Below are 18,987 nucleotides of genomic sequence, written 5' to 3'. Positions count from 1 at the left end.
CATAATCAGATGAAAAGAAATATTGGAATGCTGGCGCTCATCATGGCGTTTTGGTTCACTATATCATTTATTACTAATATCCTGGGACCGCTGATACCGGATATCATTCATAATTTCAACCTCAGCGACCTGGCTATGGCGGGCTTTATTCCCACCTCTTTCTTCCTTGCGTATGGCATCATGTCCATTCCTGCCGGAATACTGATTGATCGCTATGGAGAAAAGCCGGTACTTTTTTGTGGTTTCCTGATGCCGTTCATCGGAACCATTCTCTTTGCTTGTATACCAGTTTATCCTATTTTGTTGGCTTCGTCCTTCATCATCGGACTAGGAATGGCAATGTTGCAAACTGTAATAAACCCGTTGCAACGCACCGTGGGTGGTGAAGAAAACTATGCTTTCATTGCCGAGCTTGCGCAATTTGTATTCGGTGTTGCTTCTTTCCTGAGTCCGTTGGTTTACACCTATCTGATACGGGAACTGGATACCCATACTTATACTGCCGGGAAAAACCTGTTTGTAGATGTGCTGGCAGATATTACTCCGCATGAAATGCCTTGGGTATCACTCTATTGGGTGTTCTCTGCTTTGTTGTTGGTGATGCTATTGGCGGTAACGTTCTCCCATTTTCCAAAGATTACTCTGCAAGAAGACGAGAAGGCTGGAGCCAAGAGCTCTTATTTGGAATTATTCCGTCAAAAGTATGTGTGGCTGTTCTTCTTGGGCATCTTCTGCTACGTCAGTACGGAACAAGGAGTATCTATTTTTATGAGTACCTTCCTGGAGCAGTATCATGGTGTCGATCCGCAGACTGTGGGTGCGCAAACTATTAGTTATTTCTGGGGCTCTATGACTGTCGGTTGCTTGTTCGGTATGATTTTGCTGAAGTTGATAGATAGTAAACACTTGCTGCAAGTCTCTGGAGTACTTTCTATGTGCCTGCTGCTTACGGCACTTTTCAGTCCTGCTGAAATTGCGATATGGGCATTTCCGGCAATCGGCTTCTCTATTTCCATGATGTATTCCATTGTGTTCTCTTTAGCATTAAATACCGTCAAACAAAACCACGGTTCTTTTGCCGGAATACTTTGCTCGGGAATTGTAGGAGGTGCTGGCGGCCCGTTGCTTGTTAGCCTGGTATCTGATGCCACTTCTTTGCGTGTAGGGATGATGCTGGTTCTTGTATTTATGGGATACATTACTTTTATCGGCTTTTGGGCACATCCATTGATTAATAATAAGACTGTAAGCCTGAAAGAACTGATTACTTTCAGGAAACAAAAATAATATTCTGTAGTCGGGTTCTAGTCTGATTTCAGGATATAGAATATTTCAGGATGGCTAGAGATGGTGGGTAGGGGCATATAAGTTGCCTTGCCCACCATTGTTATTATAAGGCTATGCTTTATGTGTGAACAGAGTCTTTGTCATTGAATTGCCGACTTTTACACACTTAAGTGCGTAGGCTTACACTTATAGGAGCATTACCTCACACTTATAGGAGTATGAGGCAACGCACTTATATGTGTGATTTCATGCAAAAATCATTTCTTTCTGACGGGTTTTGAGCTAAATAGTCATTTAGTTCATGTATCTACCGAAATAAACACACTCTATTGAACAACCTTACCATACAATTAGCATTTGATTGCAATACATTATTGGGTAACGCAGGCATAATGATTACTTTTTATTGATATTGTTCGTTTCTGTGCGGACAGTTGTCCGAAAGCGGACATAGCTTCGTTTTATATAATTATTGATAATCAGCTGATTAAGAGTTTGGCACGCGAATTGACTATATATAGGCGAAGGCGGTTGACAAAAACACCTCTTCATAAAACGAAGTAATAACAATAAAAAAATAACGATTATGAAAACGAATTTAATCTCCAAAGCAGTTGTAATGTTAGCAGTAGTAATGGCAAGTGTAATGAACTTCTCAGCAAGTGCAGTCAACCCTACCCAGTATGTAACCAACAATGAGATGACCGGCGAGTTGATAACTGCCAAGAATATCTTCCGTAATGAAGACGGTCACTTGTTCCGCCACCTGCGTTACACTTATACTTACGACAACGAAAACCGTGTGACCAGCAAAGAAGCCTCCAAGTGGAACAGCGAGAAAGAAGCCTGGGTTCCTTATTTTAAACTCGACGTAGAATACTCTGATAATGAAGTTGAACTGAACTACGCTTGCTGGAATAGCAAGAGCAATGCTTACGACAGCAATGTACAGAAGACTGTATACGAATTGAACGACAGCAGTGTCAACATGATGCTTGCAAGCACAAAATAGGTATAAGAATAATCAAGAGAAGCCGGCTATCTGGAGTAAAATCCAGGTAGTTGGCTTTTTTAATAGCGTTTTAAATCAAGCAATTCTATCTTTGAGAAGGCCATGTGATAATGTTTAAATTTAATCAAGTTCTCTCTCTAATGAGCCATCCCCCGTCAGAGTACCTCCTGGGTAGGGTGTTTCTCCGGCACCGAGGAAGGTGGGGTTCGGCACCGAGGAACCCCTTGCTCGACACCGACGAACAAGACCTTCCTCGGTGCCGGAAAAAAACAAGGATGAGCATGGATGCTTAAAATGTAAAGTATTCACACGGTTTTCACCTTTCCCCTAAGAAGAATAAAGGTGATAGTTTATCATTTTCCATTCTTCGTTATCGACTAAATTTTATAATTTTGTATTTCATTTTAAAATGCTACGATGTGAAATACAAACGTTTGATTTATTTAGTTGTCACCTTCCTTATAATAATACTAGGGCTCGCTTCCCGAAAATATGGTGACATGTTGCCCGAGTTTCCGGCAGAATACTCCGGTGATACTCTTTGGGCAGCTATGGTATATTTCGGACTACGTTTTCTTTTTCCTTCGGTATCTATACTTAAAGCAGCTGCAATCTCTTTGCTATTTTCCTATTGTATAGAGATCAGTCAACTGTATCAGGCAGATTGGGCGAATAGCGTGCGGAACACTACACTTGGAGCACTAATCTTTGGGCATGGTTTTCTGTGGTCGGATATGGTATGTTATACCGTTGGGATATTGCTGGTATCTGCTATAGATTATTGCTTTTCCTTTTCTCGAGGAAGCAAATTCTGAATCCAGGGAAGATTTTTGCTCAATTAGTACGGATATTCCATAAGAATAATTATTTTTGCTATTACAACTAATAAGATAAACAGGTATATGGATAATAAATTCGTAGTAAATATAGGTCGCCAGTTGGGAAGCGGCGGACGGGAGATCGGAGAAAAACTAGCTGCCCGTTTGGGAATTGCTTTTTATGATAAAGAATTGATAGGACTGGCATCCGAAGAAAGCGGACTTTGTCGTGAATTCTTTGAAAAGGCCGATGAGAAAGCTTCTCAAGGAATTATGGGCGGTTTGTTCGGCATGCGTTTTCCTTTTATCAGTGAAGGTGCAATACCGGCAAACAATTGTTTGAGCAATGACGCCTTGTTTAAAGTACAAAGCGACGTTATTCGCCGGTTGGCAGAAGAAAAATCCTGTTTGTTTGTAGGGCGTTGTGCCGATTATATTCTTCGTGAACATCCTCGATGTGTTAATGTATTCATTTCTTCCTCTCCCGAATCCCGTATTGAACGACTTTGCAGGACGCATGGCATCTCAGAGGAAGAAGCAGAAAATATGATGAACAAAGCAGATAAAAGACGCTCTGAGTACTACAATTATTACAGTTTTAAAACTTGGGGAGCGGCTGCTACTTACCATCTCTGCATAGATTCATCCGTATTGGGTATTGAGAAAACACTCGATTTTATAGAGGAATTTGTCAAGCAGAAAATAGAACAGTAATCTAGGTTACAGGGCATAGTCTCTCTTTTTTGAAATCTAATTAGTAAAACATTTGACTAATTACGGGTAAATATCTACCTTTGTGCCCGAAAAAGAAAGGAGAGACTTATGGGAAATTATGAACCTGCCCGTGAATTGATGCTGCAATTACTGAAAACTCGAATGGCTTTCCGCCAAGCCTTGCAGCGGGTCTTGAAGCGGAATAATATCGACATGACGTTTGAGATGCTCCAGATTTTGAGCAGTCTCTGGTACCAGCAAGGTATCAGCCAGCAGTTTTTGGCAGAAAAAACAGCGAAAGACAAGGCGTGTCTGACAAATCTGATGGGTAATCTTGAAAAGAAAGGTTGGATTGTACGTCGCGAAGACCCTGCCGACCGCCGTAACCGTCTAGTATATCTTACTTCCGAAGGTGAAGAAATTAGTGCCCGTGTCCGTCCGTTGGTTTACGATGTGTACACACAAGCTGGTGCTATCATGGGAGTTGACGAAATCAATGAAAGCGTTCAAAAATTGAGGAAGTTGGATGAGATATTCTGTCAGTTATAAGAAATACAGGCTTTTTCTGGGATTATTGTTGTTAGCGACTTCATTGAAGATGGCTGCGCAACAACCTGCCCGTGTACTTCCTGTCGATGATCTTTTCCGTTTAGGCATTGAGAATAGCCTCCAACTGAAAGCCGACCGGATAGGGGAAATCATTTCCAATGATCAGCAAAAGACTGCCTATACTAATCGCCTGCCTACTGTGCAAATAGGTGCGACTGCCGGAGTTATCGGGCAACCTGTTGTCTTCCAACGAGGACTGGCACATCCTACACGTCCTGACGTACCGAACTGGTCGCAGAATTATAATATAGAGCTGACCCAACCGCTCTATCAGGGTGGTAAGATACACCATACTATCCGAAAAACAGATATACAGAGACAAATTGCTTCCTTGAGTACAGCTAATGATGAGGCCGGTATAAAACTGGCATTGCTGGGGCAATACATGGAATTATTCAGCTATTATAAAGAGCGGGAAGTCTTGGCGCGGAATATCGAAGAATCTGAACGACGATTGAAAGATATCAGCCGAATGAAGAAAGAAGGACTTGTCACCCGGAACGATGAAATACGCAGTGAACTACAGTTGACGAACGACCGGCTAGCCTATCAGGAAGCAGAAAATAGTATTTCCATAGCTTCGCAACAACTGGATATATTGTTGGGATTGGATGAATCGCTGTTGATTGTACCTGATTCTACCTTATTATATACTACTATTGATTTGCTGGATTATGAAACCTATGTCCAGCTTGCCTACGAGAATTATCCCGGTATGCAGATAGCCCGGCAGAACACCCGGCTGGCGGAGAATGATATTAAACTGACGAAAGCAAATTATCTGCCCAATGTGCTGCTGCATGCCGGAAATACGTTGGCCCGTCCGCTGAGCAGTACTATGGCCGATCTATATAATAATAACTGGAATCTAGCTCTAAGTCTTTCCTATAATCTTTCTTCCCTTTATCAGAACAAGCACCGGATGCATGAGGTGAAACAGATAGTCCAATTGCGGCAGAATGCAGAAGAACAACTGATGCAAGATATCCGTATCAATGTACGCGCCGCCTTTACCCGGCACAAAGAAGCATTGGATAGGGTAGAGGCATTGAAACTATCCGTCAGGCAAGCCGAAGAGAATTACAGGATTGTTCAGAACCGTTATCTGAATCAGTTATCTATCCTGACCGACCTTCTGGACGCAAGTAGCGTAAGACTGACGGCAGATCTGCAACTGACTGTTGCCCGCAGCCAGACCGTATATACTTATTATGAACTGCAACGTGCGTGCGGAAATCTTTAACTTCATTAAAGCGATCGATATATGTCTAGTTTAACAAAGAAACATAAGCAGCTGAAGAGACTTAAAATCAGAAATATAACCCTGAATACCGTTTGCATTCTTCTGGTATTGAGTGGCATCTCGTGGACGGTCAACTATTTTTGGCGTTATTTCAATTACGAGATTACCAATGATGCCATGGTGGACCAGTATATTGCTCCGCTCAATGTTCGTGCCTCGGGCTATATCAAAGAAGTCCGTTTCACCGAACACCAGCAGGTGCATGCCGGAGATACGCTTCTCATTTTGGATAACCGTGAATATCTTATCAAAGTGAAAGATGCCGAAGCCGCCCTAATGGATGCGAAGGGCTCTAAAGATGTTCTCCATTCCGGTATTCAGACTTCACAGGTGAACATTGCTATACAAGATGCGAATATTGCCGAAACCAAAGCCAAACTTTGGCAACAAGAGCAGGAATATAAGCGATATGCCAATTTGCTAGCAGAAGAATCGGTTTCACAGCAGCAGTACGAACAAGTGAAGGCAAGCTTTGAAGCTACCAAAGCCCGTTATGAGGCACTTCTTCAGCAGAAAGAAGCAGCAAAGTCCCAGTATTCAGAAACAAATAAGAAATCTACCAGCGTAGAAGCCAATATCTTGCGCAAGGAAGCCGACCTCGATATGGCTAAACTGAATCTTTCCTACACCGTCCTCATTGCTCCATACGACGGATTTATGGGAAGGCGTACGCTCGAACCGGGGCAATTCGTTCAGAACGGACAAGCCATTTCTTACCTTGTAAGGAGTAATGACAAATGGATAACCGCCAATTACAAAGAAACACAAATTGCCCATATCTTCATCGGACAGAAAGTGAAGATAAAAGTTGATGCATTCCAAGGTAAGATATTCAATGGTACGGTGGCGGCTATATCCGAAGCTACCGGTTCGAAATATGCGTTGGTACCTACCGATAACTCTGCCGGAAATTTTGTGAAAGTACAGCAACGAATTCCGGTTCGTATAGAATTGAATGATGCCACCCCTGAAGAGATGGCAAGTCTGCGTGCAGGTATGATGGTAGAGACGGAAGCGCTCAGAAACTAATACGACGCATGTTGAAACTGAATCTTCCTATTCGTCCCTGGGTTCCGCAATGGTTAGGTATTGTCACTATGTTTGTGGTGATGCTACCTGTAATTATGCTGAATGGAGCTTATACGGGGAGTATGGTCGAAGTCAGTAATACACTAGGGATATTGAGCGAAGACATCACGATGGGGTATTATGCTGCTTCCGTCGGCATGGCAGTTGCCTATCCAATCGTACCTAAAGTGCTAGCAGTGGTAACTCCAAAAACATTGTTACTGACCGACTTATTTTTACAGATTCTCTTTGGTTTGTGGTGTGCTCATACCGGAAATATAGATATTATTATTGTATGTAGTTTCTTTATCGGTTTCCTCAAAGCATTTATCATGCTGGAATTTATCATACTGATAAAGCCACTGTTTAGTCCCAAGAATGTACGTAGCGAATTCTATGCTTATTTTTATCCGATTGTATTTTCCGGCGGACAAATATCCTTAGTTCTAACGGCGCAACTGGCTTATTATTACCAATGGCAATACATGTATTACTTTACTATCCTGCTGATGTTGGTAGCTATGATATTTATATTGTTGTTCTTCCGATATGCCAAGCGGCCCATCAGTTTTCCTTACCGAGATATCGATTGGAAAAGTATCTTGCTCATAGCAAGCGCATTACTGTTCAGTATTTACGTCTTTACATATGGCAAAACGCTGGATTGGTTTGCATCGCCCAAGATTGTGATTTATGTGGTGGCTACTCCCATTCTCATTTATCTTTTCCTGTATAGACAAAAGACATCGGAGAAACCTTACATCAGTCTGAAACCGATGAAACATCATAAATCGGTCATAGGTTACTTCTTTATGATATTGGTGATGTTTCTTTCAGCTACCAGTTCGCTGGTTACTAACTATATGAATAGCATTATCCGCATAGATAGCGTGCATGCCAATGGGTTGAATCTGTTTTTATTACCGGGATTTATAGTAGGTGCTATCATCTGTTTCTGGTGGTTTCGCTGGCAACAGTGGCGGTTCCGGTTTCTGATTTCGGGAGGGATGATGTGTTACGTCATCTATCTGAGTATTCTTTATTTTGGGGTCACCCCATACAGCACTTATGAAATGCTTTATCTTCCTATGTTCTTTCGTGGGTTGGGTATGCTGACGTTGTTTATTGCTTTCGGTGTTTATGTGGTCGAAGACCTTGACCCGAAACTAATGTTGTCCAATGCTTTCTTTCTGATTTCTTTCCGTTCGGTTCTTGCTCCGGTTATCGGTGCCTCCTTCTTCAGTAATATGCTCTATTATCTTCAGATGAAGAATATGAATATCCTTTCCGAGAATATTTCCCTGACTACTCCTCTTGCAGCAGACCGATATAATCAGGCTTTGAAAAGTGCCATCACTCAAGGTTATGAGTTCAGTGAGGCAAGTCAGATAGCTACCAATAATCTTTATTCCGTTCTTCAGCAGCAAGCCCTTTTGCTGGGAATTAAGGAAATCTTAGGGTATGTATTGATAGTTGCATTGATTATTGCAGTAATTTGCTGCTTCATTCCATTCCATAAAACAATAAAAGTAGCGGTTGTGAAGACGGGCGACGATATGGTGTAGCCCACTTTCGGACTTTTCTTGCAGTGTTTCGGACTTTAGAGATAGTCCGTTGGACATTACGAATAGTGTTACGGACAATCTTTTCTGCCTTTCCCCACTCATACGGTTACTTTTGCGGTAGTCTAATTCAAAAAGAAAACCGCATGAGAAACATTTTTATTCTTCTTTTTGCTCTTGGTGTGAGTCATCTTTCTGCTAAAGAGTATATAGTAAAATCACCCGACGGACGTATCGCTGTCAATGTCGAGACAGGAACTTCTACTACTTATTCCGTCGATTTTAATGGTAAGAACGTGCTTGCGTCTTCCGCCTTGTCTATGACTTTTGATAATGGTACTGTTATCGGACAGAATATGAGGGTTAATAAGGTAGAACGCCTCTCTGTTGACCGCATTCTAAAGCCGGTTGTTCGTCAGAAATGTGCCGAGATTCGTGATCAATACAATGAAATGATTCTGAAGTCTTCCGGTTACGATGTGCATTTCCGTGTATATAATGATGGAGTAGCCTATCGTTTCCACACTGATTTCGGCCGCCCTCTGAAAGTAATGAGCGAAGAGGTTACATACGCTTTTCCCGAAGATTATAATACTCTTTTTCCTGAAGAACGCACTATGCTTTCTCCACAACAGCCACTTTTTCCCGAGAAGAAGTTGTCCGAGATTGCCACGGATAAATTCTGTAGTACCCCTATGTTGGTGAAAGTAGATGAAAAGACCCGCCTTTTTATTAGTGAATCGGATTTGGAAAACTATCCGGGTATGTTCCTGCAAAAGCAAGGCAAGAATGAATTAGGTGGAAAGTTTGCTGCTTTCGCTCTGGAAGAGGAGAAAACTGAAGGTCGCCAATGCTTCCCTACGAAGCGTGCCAACTATATAGCTAAGGTAAACGGTACGCGCAATTATCCGTGGCGTGCTATGATTATAGCCGAAGATGACGCTAACTTGATAACCAATCAACTGATCTACAAACTTGCTCCTGAAGCTGAAGGCAAAGATTATTCTTGGGTACGTCCCGGTAAGATTGCGTGGGACTGGTACAACGCATGTATCTTATATGATGTAGACTTTAAAGCGGGCATTAACACCGATACCTATAAATATTATATAGACTTCGCCTCCTGCTATGGCATCGAGTATGTAGTGATTGACGATGGATGGTCGGAAGAATGGGATGTTACGAAGACTATTCCCGCAATTGATTTGGAAGAACTGGTGGCTTATGGAAAGAAGAAGAATGTAGACCTTATTCTGTGGGTTTCCTGGGTCCCTTTTGAGGAGAAGATGGACGAGGCATTTGCACAATACAGCAAATGGGGCATCAAAGGCTTGAAGATTGATTTTATGAATCGTGACGACCAACGTGTAGTCGATTTCTACTACCGGGTGGCACGAAAAGCATACGATTACAAAATGTTGGTTGACTTCCACGGAGCGTATAAGCCTACCGGATGGAGCAGGACTTTCCCTCACGTACTTACATCGGAAGGTGTTGCCGGTCTTGAGAACCATAAATGGGCAAGTTATGTGACTCCTAAACATAATGTAACCTTGCCGTTCACCCGTATGGTTGCGGGTCCTATGGACTATACACCGGGCGGAATGTTCAATTTGCACGAGAAAGACCATAAGATATGGTTCAATCTGCCTGCTACTATTGGTACTCGTTGCCATCAGTTAGGCATGTACGTAGTCTATGAAAGTCCGTTGCAAATGTTGGCCGATTCTCCTTCAAGCTACTACCGAGAAGAGAAGACGATGGATTTCTTAAGTCCGGTGCCAGTGGTTTGGGACGAAACACGGGTACTGAAAGCATCAGTAGGCGAATACATTGTGGTTGCCCGTCGCAATGGTGATATTTGGTACATTGGTGGTATGACAGGTGAGAAAGGACAAACGTTCGAGATATCACTCGATTTCATTGAAGGCTCCAAGACTCTGACCAGTTGGGAAGACGGTATCAATGTAGACCTCAATGCACGTGACTTTGCCAAGAAGACCCGCATGGTGAAGCAGGGCGACAAGATTACCGTCAAGATGTATGATGGCGGTGGGTATGCTGCTATTATCAAATAGAGTTGTTACGCAAACAACATATAAACCTAATGTTATACTTAAATTAAGAATCTAACTTATGAAACATGCAGAAAAAGCAATGCATAGATTGTACTCCGTCGGGAGAAGTCTATTCGCCATTCTAATTCTCTTATTTTGTTCTTTACAGGTCTTTGCACAAGGGCTTGTGGTAAAGGGTGTGGTAAAAGACGCTACTGGTGAGCCGGTGATAGGCGCCAATGTACTTGAAAAAGGTACAACAAACGGCATAATAACCGACATTGATGGTGCCTATACCCTTAATAACGTAAACCCAAAGGGTACGTTGATAATCAGTTTTATTGGTTACACACCGGTTGAAGTTGCTGTGAACGGTCGCAAGGTAATTGATGTGACCATGAAAGAAGATGCTGAGTTGCTGGACGAAGTAGTGGTTGTGGGCTATGGCGCTCAGAAGAAAGCCTCGGTAACAGGTTCTGTGGCTGCCATGAAAGGTGATGACTTGAAACTCTCTGGTGTAACCAACGTTTCAAATATGTTGAACGGGCGCCTTCCGGGCGTGATTGCAAGTAATCGTTCCGGTGAACCGGGTGCCGACTGGTCGGATATCCTGATTCGTGGTAAGGGCACATTGAACAGTACTGCTCCACTCATCGTTATTGACGGTGTTGCCAATCGCAGCGGCATGGAACGTATGAACCCGAATGATATTGAATCAGTATCTGTATTGAAAGATGCTTCCGCTGCCATTTATGGTGCGCAAGCTGCCAACGGTGTTATTTTGATTACTACAAAAAAAGGTACATCCGGTAAACCGACCATAAGCTATGATGGTTCTTACAGCATGTCACAAAATACGCGTAACCCGAATTTGATGAATGCGTATCAATATATGACTTATGCCGATGAACGTAGAAATCACCTTAGCCGTCCTGATGGTTCAGTTCTTGATGTAGAGAATGAAATAGCAGGCGACAATAATTTGAAGAATTATGGTGATTTTGTCAATATTAAGAAAGGGTATTTAGATGGAACCATTGATCGGAATATGTATGGAGACACTGATTGGATTGATGCCGTGTTCCGTCCATTCGCTCCACAAACACGCCATTCCTTGTCTGTAAAAGGTGGAAATGAAGCCGTGAAATATTATATTTCAGGTGACTATAGTTATCAAGAGCCAGGTTATAAAAATACAGTTTATAACTTCCAAACAGCACAAATGCGTGCCAACATTGAAGCACAGATAAGTAAAAATTTTAGTATAGGGTTGGAAGCTTCGGGACGTAACGAGCAACGTAATAATTCTCCGTACTCCACTGGAACAATGTTTTGGGAGTTAATGATGGCTTATCCATACCTCTATGATTATTATCCTAACGGCCTACCGGGCCCAGGATTACAAGGTGGAAACAACCTTGCTATTTTGGCATCTGGCAAAGATATCGGTTATAACCGTATCAATGATTTCTTTGTTGATTCTAAAGTAAATTTCGAATGGAAATTACCTTGGATTACACAAGGGCTCTCTCTAGCGGGCTATGCAGCTTTCGATATGCGTTTCAATAATAATAAGGGGTTCTGGGATGTTTGGGATACTTATAATTATGATCCTGAAAATAAAGAGTATATCAAGCATACCAGCAATATGGATACTGGTTTTATTAATCTGAATCAATCGTCAGACAAAAACAGTTCTACCACTTTGCATTTCCGTATTAATTACGACCGTACTTTCGGTGATCATCATGTTGGTGCGTTTGTTGCTTACGAACAAAATAAATTTGAAGGTGAAGGTTTCTGGGCTTGGAGAAATTATTTTATGAGTAACAAATTGGATTATCTGGATTTCGGTGGCGAACAAGACAAAACAAACGGTGGTAATGGTTATGTTTCTGCACGCCAAAATTTGTTCGGACGTTTCAATTATTCATATAAAGATCGTTATTTGTTTGAATTTACTATACGCCGTGATGGTTCTATGAACTTTGCCAGCAATAAACGTTGGGGCACTTTCCCGGGATTGAGTATAGGTTGGAGAATTGGTGAGGAATCTTTCATTAAGGATAACCTGCCTTTTGTTAATGACTTGAAATTGCGTGCTTCATGGGGTAAGCTAGGTAATGACTTAAGCACTGCCAAGAATTGGCGAGATTATCAGTTCCAATATTTGAGCACCTATAATATGGGTGATGGCGCTATCTTGGGAAATAATCCACAATTGGGTAAAGGATTTACTCCTGGTCGTATTGGTAATCCGGATATTACTTGGGAAAAAGTAGACACAAAGAATATCGGTCTGGAAGGTACGCTATGGAATGGGTTATTGGGATTTAGTGGTGAATATTTCTACCAGATTCGCAAAGACATCTTAACTCCCAAACAGGCTTCTATCCCGTCATATACAGGTTTGTCATTACCTAATCAAAATATCGGAGAAGTAAGTAATCAGGGATTTGAACTTGCATTGACACATCGTAATAAAATAGGTAGTGTCAATTACAATATAGGATTCAACATGACATATACGAAGAACAAGATTATCTTTTTCGATGAAGCCGCCAATGTACCAGAATGGCAACGACGCACCGGTCATCAGATTGATTCATGGTTAATGTTTAAAACTGATGGTATTTATAAAAATTGGGATGAAATCGAAAACTCAGTACACTTCCCCGGAGCCAAACCCGGTGATATTAAATATGTTAATGTAGATGGTGATGATGTTATGAGCGACAATGATAGAGTACGCGACTACACCAGTAATGTACCTGAAATTGTATACGGTATTAACTTTGGGTTGGATTGGAAAGGTATTGAATTCAGTATGTTATGGACAGGACAAGGTAAAGCAACTCAAATGATTGTACCTTACTCCTTCAACCAAGATGTAGATTTTTATAATAATCGTTTCATTTCTGAAGAACTGACACCTAATGCCAAGTATCCGGCAGCATTCAATAAAGATGATCCTATGAATATTCGCTGGTCCGATTTTTGGTTATACAATGCCTCATTTATCCGTTTGAAGAATGTACAAGTAGCATATACATTACCAACTAAATGGACTTCTAAACTCGGCATACAAAACGTGAGAGTTTATGTGGCGGGAGATAATTTGTTTACTATTGATCACATTAAGTTGCAAGATCCGGAGTCAAGTGCTTCTTCCGCTAACCAGTACTATCCGCAGCAACGTACTTATACGTTCGGTTTGAACCTGAGCTTCTAAGTTATCATCATTAAAAAAGAAAAGTTATGAAAAATAATAAACTAAAGAAACTAGTAGCAATTGTGTTGTTAGGTAGCCTTTCGTCTTGTGATTTTTTAGACATTGCTCCATTGGACTCGTATACAGAGGATAATATATTCTCCGATGCCGCATTAACGGAGGCTTATGTTAAGAAGAACTATGTATTACCTCGTACAGGTTGGGGACAAGCGGCGTTACGTTTTGTTTCAGACGAGAGTATGAATAACTTCAGTTGGCAGGATTCTTGGACTATCAATAATGGTGGTATGACTCCCGATAACATGGGTGGCTTGAGTACTTGGAACGACTATTATTGGAACATCAAGAACTGCAATATCTTCTTCAGCAATGAAGAAAAATTAAATCTCATCCCTGAAGAGACACGCAACATATTAATAGGTGAAATGACATTTTTTCGTGCTTACTATTATCTAGACTTAGTGAATAAGTTTGGTGGTGTACCCTTGATTACAAGAACCTTTGCATTGGATGATCCGGAAATGATGGTAAAACGAAATACTTATGAAGAGTGCGTGGACTTTATACAAAAAGAATTCCAAAAAGCAGCTGACCTGCTTCCAAAGCAATGGAGCGGGGATGACTTTGGGCGGGTTACTAAAGGAGCCGCACTGGCCATGAAAGCACGTATTTTACTTTATGCCGCGAGTCCGTTGTGGAATACATCCGATGACAAGCAAAAGTGGCAAGATGCATCTGATGCTGCCCAAGCTGTAATGGCTTTGGGATATACTTTAGATCCCGATTACGGTGGATTATTTTTGAATATGTATAGCCCGGAAATTATTTTCCACCGCCTATATGATAAAGAACACGGTCACTGGTTTGACGGAGAGAATTCCCCTAATGGATATGGTAAAGGTGGATACTCTGCCACGTGTGTATTGCAAGATATGGTGGACAGTTATGAAATGGAAGACGGTACAATGCCGAACCCCAATATATATGCAGCAGCTACATCTGATCCGTGGAAAGGTCGTGACCCACGTTTGTATGCTTCTGTAGTACTTGACGGATATCAGTTTCGTGATCGTCCAGCAGGATTCTATTTAAGTGAGACGAAAGATAAAGATGGTAATATTCAAATTGTATCAGGTGGAAAAGACAGTAAATTCGGAGAAGGTTGGTGGAATACCACTAAGACTGGATATACTCTACGGAAGTTTATGGATGAAAGTTTGAATGTATGGTACGATAGGGGTAGCCAACCATGGATATATTGCCGGTTGGGAGAAATATATCTGAATTATGCCGAAGCCCAATACCATTTGGAACATGAGGATGTGGCTCGCGAATACGTAAACTACATACGCAAACGCGCTCGTGGTAATCGTGCAGATATTTTGCCCGATATTACAGAAAGTGGCGAAGCATTGCTGAAACGTATTCAGCATGAACGTAAGATTGAATTAGCGTTTGAAGAACACCGCTTCTTTGATGTACGCCGCTGGAAAATTGCTGAAGAATCAGATAATGTGCCGGGACGTGCTATTGAAATTATCAAAAAACTCGATGGTACTAAGTCATACAATATCTTTACCATACAGCCTGACCGTAAGTTTATAGCTCCAAATCATTATTTACTGCCTATTCCACAATATGAGCGTCAGAAGAATCCTGATTTGGAACAGAACCCGGGATACAGTAAACAATAGGTAGAGGTATTAGTATATATGTAAGAATTTCGGGAACATGTTTTAATGTTCCCGAAGTTTTAGTTTATTTGTAGAAAAAAGAACTATGCATCACATGAAAAAGAATCTTTTAGCGACATTACTATTGGCAGTTTCCTACTCTTTAGGTATAGTTGCCCAGCAACCTCGTTGGCAAATGCTGCCCGACGGGGCAATTGAATGGAAAACAGAAGTACATGCACCCCACTATGACCATCTTGAAATGAGTGGTAAGCAAGTTTCGGTGGTGCTGCGCTACGGCATTGACTATAATGGAGCTTTTACCGTGAATAAAAGTATGGTGTGGCCCCTGCTGCGCACTATCCCCAATAACACGCATGCCAGTCTGATGCGGCGTTACGACTGGAATCCGCTGGATGTAATAACGGTAAATGGACGTGCTTTCACGGACGAAAAGGTCGATAATATCCGTCAGAAAGGGATACTGACAGTAGAAAGCTCTTACGACTGGGGTGGATATGGGAAATGTAAGTTGTTGCGACAATACTTCCCATCAACAGACCTTCCTGCTTTGGTTGAAAACTATGCATTGGTGAATACTGGTGGGAAAATACTCTCGGTGGAAATTCCGACCACCAAGAATGAAACATTAACTGATCCGAAATTTGGAGTAAATGGTACATATCGCATCGAATCTTCCATTGACCGTGACGGATGTTTCTATGTGCAACCCGGTGATACTTTGCATTTCACTGCTTACATTGTCGGTTACAAAGAAGGACAGCCGGAACTGAGAATAGACGGACAGAAAGAAATGCAGAAAAGAACTGCTGTTGTAAACCAGTGGATGAACAACTTAGTGCTCGAAACTCCCGATCCGATAATCGACCGCATGTTTGCTTTCTCCAAGATACGTGCCTGCGAAAGTATTTACGAAACCCAGGGCGGACCTATGCACGGTCCGGGAGGAGAATCCTATTATGCTGCCATTTGGGCAAACGACCAGGCAGAATACATCAATCCCTATTTTCCTTTCACAGGCTATCAGTATGGCAATGCTTCTGCGTTGAATTCCTTCATGCACTTTGCCCGCTTTATGAACGATGAATGGAAACCTATTCCCAGCTCTATCGTTGCCGAAGGACTTGATATCTGGAATGGAGTAGGCGACCGAGGAGATGCTGCTATGATTGCATACGGTGCGTCCCGTTACGCATTGGCACGTGGCAGCCGTGAAGAAGCCCGCCAATTATGGCCGCTTATCACTTGGTGTTTGGAATATTGCCATCGAAAACTGAATGCGGAAGGTGTAGTAGCTTCGGATACCGATGAACTTGAGAATCGGTTCCCGTCGGGCGAAGCCAATCTGTGTACTTCTTCTCTTTATTATGATGCTTTGAATTCGGCAGCCTATTTGGCTAAAGAATTGGGCGAAAAAGCAACGGTAAGTAATACATATCGTAAGCAAGCAACGGAACTGCGCAAAGCCATTGAGAATTACTTTGGTGCAGAAGTCGAAGGTTTCGATACTTACGCCTATTATAAAGGTAATGACATCTTGCGCTCCTGGATATGTATTCCTTTGACTGTAGGCATAGACGAACGTGCCGATGCAACCATCGACGCATTGTTTTCCCCCAGATTATGGACTGACAACGGACTGCTGACACAAGCCGGCAGTGAAACTTTCTGGGATCGCTCCACACTTTATGCTCTTAGAGGAGTATATGCAGTAGGTGAAACCAAGAAAGCAACCGACTTCCTGCATCGGTATTCTGCCACTCGTCTCTTGGGCGAACATGTACCATACGCCATTGAGGCATGGCCCGAAGGCGGACAACGCCATCTTTCTGCCGAGAGTGGACTGTACGGTCGTATTATTACAGAAGGACTTTTCGGTATTCGTCCTACCGGATTCAAGACCTTTAGTCTGACACCGCAGTTGCCCGAAGAATGGAATGAGATGAAACTGAAGAATATTCACGCTTTTGGTTCGGATTTTGATGTAGAAGTAGTACGCATGAGTCCTCAAAGTGTAAAAGTCTACATCACCTCTAATGGTAAGAAACAAACTAAAACAGTAAAAACAGGCGAAACAGTTAGTATCACTTTGAAATGACAACAATGAAAGCGATCACTTATTTATTTCTGATTACTCTGCTGGCATCGGGATGTATTTCCAAGAAGCCGGAACCTTCTGTTGCCAAACTCCCGCAAGCAGATATTGCAGTCTTTACCTCTACCGATAAAGCACTGGAAGATGCATACGAATGGGCACGGAAAACTGCCTTGGGGTACAGCCATGACGGTACCGATTCCGTAGGATATTGGTACGAGGCAGCTCTGCCGCAGCGGGAGGCTTTCTGTATGCGCGATGTCTCCCACCAGTCGGTGGGTGCCCAAGTGCTTGGACTGACCGATCATAACCGGAACATGCTGATGCGTTTTGCTGAAAACATCTCCGAGAGTAAGGATTGGTGTACCTATTGGGAAATCAACCGTTACAATTGTCCGGCTCCTGCCGACTATACCAACGACAAGGAGTTCTGGTACAATCTGAATGCCAATTTCGATGTTATCCAGGCGTGTTGGAAGATGTACCAATGGACGGCGGACAGTACTTATCTGCACGATCCCTGTTTCACAAACTTCTACGATAAGTCGCTGAACGAGTATATCGTTCGCTGGAAGTTGCAACCGGATAGCATCATGAGCCGTCCACGACTGATGAATATATCCGATAATTTCGATCCGCATAATAATTTCCATACCTGCCGTGGTTTGGCTTCCTACGTAGAAAACTTTGCAGGGCTGGCAACCAGTGCCGATTTAGTAGCGACGCTTTATGCCGGTTATCAGGCTTCCGCCCAAATGGCTTCTGCACAGAATAATTCAGCTAAAGCGCAGCAATACATGGCTATTGCATCGCAGTACCGTAAACTGTTGGAAGAGCGTTGGTGGAGCAATGATCTTAATTCTTACCATACCTTTTGGACAGAAGAAAAGAAATTCTATAAGGGAGAAGGAGAATCTTTTGTCATCTGGTTCAAGGCGACCGATGATGCCGAGCGTATCCGGGCAACTGTGCATAATCTGCTGAACCATGAATGGAATGTAGAAACTCTTTCTTACTTCCCAACTTTACTATATCGTTACGGATATGACTATGAAGCATATAACAAACTGACCAGTCTGCCTCGCATGAACCGTGCGGAATATCCGGAGGTGTCATTCGGCATTGTAGAAGGTGTGGCAGGCGGAGTAATGGGTATAGAACCCTCAGCCGTAGAAAAGCGGATTACTACTTTCTCGCGCTTACCTAAGCAGACAGATCATGCGATGTTGAGTAATGTTCCCGTATTCGGAGGATACATCACTGTAGAACATGATGGACGTAAGAAAAGCCAATTTACTAATCATACAGGGAAAACAGTGGTGTGGCGAGCTGCTTTTGATGGTAACTATCCGTCAATCAAATCTAAAGGCAAAGAGCAAAAAGCCAATTTATCCGTTGATGTACTTGGTAACGAAACTTCTTATGTTGATATTGAAGTACTTGCTAATGAAACCAGGAGTGCAGAACTCTAAATCTATTACCTCCGTTTTGAAACGGAGGTGATGCATTTCCAAACAAATATCTTGCAAAGTATCT

At 42.3% G+C, this 18,987-nt stretch carries 13 protein-coding genes; all 13 read left to right on the top strand.

Annotated features, from left to right (window positions below; genetic code table 11):
* Positions 1-9: 9 nt before the first annotated feature.
* Positions 10-1,287 carry a sugar MFS transporter gene (locus tag Q1W14_RS11560; RefSeq protein ID WP_300701613.1) on the top strand — a complete coding sequence of 426 codons (1,278 nt, stop codon included), beginning with the start codon at positions 10-12 and terminating at the stop codon, positions 1,285-1,287.
* 586 nt (positions 1,288-1,873) lie between these two features.
* Entirely contained in the window at positions 1,874-2,299 is a 426-nt protein-coding gene (locus Q1W14_RS11555) for a DUF3836 domain-containing protein (RefSeq protein ID WP_300701611.1), read from the top strand.
* Positions 2,300-2,718: 419 nt separating this feature from the next.
* On the top strand, positions 2,719-3,114 hold the full coding sequence (locus Q1W14_RS11550) for a DUF2809 domain-containing protein (protein ID WP_300701609.1): 396 nt from the start codon (positions 2,719-2,721) through the stop codon (positions 3,112-3,114).
* An 87-nt stretch (positions 3,115-3,201) separates the two neighbouring features.
* Positions 3,202-3,831 (top strand): AAA family ATPase, encoded by a 630-nt coding sequence (locus Q1W14_RS11545; RefSeq protein ID WP_300701607.1) that lies wholly within the window; start codon positions 3,202-3,204, stop codon positions 3,829-3,831.
* 108 nt (positions 3,832-3,939) lie between these two features.
* Complete coding sequence (locus tag Q1W14_RS11540; RefSeq protein ID WP_300701605.1) at positions 3,940-4,380, top strand: MarR family transcriptional regulator; 441 nt, start codon at positions 3,940-3,942, stop codon at positions 4,378-4,380.
* Entirely contained in the window at positions 4,358-5,683 is a 1,326-nt protein-coding gene (locus tag Q1W14_RS11535; protein WP_300701604.1) for a TolC family protein, read from the top strand. The genes Q1W14_RS11540 and Q1W14_RS11535 overlap by 23 nt, the downstream gene beginning before the upstream one ends.
* A gap of 21 nt (positions 5,684-5,704) precedes the next feature.
* On the top strand, positions 5,705-6,772 hold the full coding sequence (locus Q1W14_RS11530; RefSeq protein ID WP_300701602.1) for an HlyD family secretion protein: 1,068 nt from the start codon (positions 5,705-5,707) through the stop codon (positions 6,770-6,772).
* An 8-nt stretch (positions 6,773-6,780) separates the two neighbouring features.
* Positions 6,781-8,376 (top strand): MFS transporter, encoded by a 1,596-nt coding sequence (locus Q1W14_RS11525; RefSeq protein ID WP_300701600.1) that lies wholly within the window; start codon positions 6,781-6,783, stop codon positions 8,374-8,376.
* A 143-nt stretch (positions 8,377-8,519) separates the two neighbouring features.
* Positions 8,520-10,451 (top strand): glycoside hydrolase family 97 protein, encoded by a 1,932-nt coding sequence (locus tag Q1W14_RS11520; RefSeq protein WP_300701598.1) that lies wholly within the window; start codon positions 8,520-8,522, stop codon positions 10,449-10,451.
* 58 nt (positions 10,452-10,509) lie between these two features.
* Complete coding sequence (locus Q1W14_RS11515; RefSeq protein WP_300701596.1) at positions 10,510-13,662, top strand: TonB-dependent receptor; 3,153 nt, start codon at positions 10,510-10,512, stop codon at positions 13,660-13,662.
* A 26-nt stretch (positions 13,663-13,688) separates the two neighbouring features.
* Entirely contained in the window at positions 13,689-15,356 is a 1,668-nt protein-coding gene (locus Q1W14_RS11510) for a RagB/SusD family nutrient uptake outer membrane protein (RefSeq protein ID WP_300701595.1), read from the top strand.
* Positions 15,357-15,450: 94 nt separating this feature from the next.
* Positions 15,451-17,454: a hypothetical protein gene (locus Q1W14_RS11505; RefSeq protein WP_300701594.1), complete on the top strand. Its 2,004-nt coding sequence runs from the start codon at positions 15,451-15,453 to the stop codon at positions 17,452-17,454.
* Complete coding sequence (locus Q1W14_RS11500) at positions 17,451-18,923, top strand: hypothetical protein (protein WP_300701592.1); 1,473 nt, start codon at positions 17,451-17,453, stop codon at positions 18,921-18,923. The genes Q1W14_RS11505 and Q1W14_RS11500 overlap by 4 nt, the downstream gene beginning before the upstream one ends.
* Positions 18,924-18,987 lie beyond the last annotated feature (64 nt).

Source organism: Bacteroides sp. (assembly GCF_030151085.1).
Taxonomy (GTDB): Bacteria; Bacteroidota; Bacteroidia; order Bacteroidales; family Bacteroidaceae; genus Bacteroides.
This window is presented reverse-complemented; position numbering and strand designations above follow the sequence as displayed.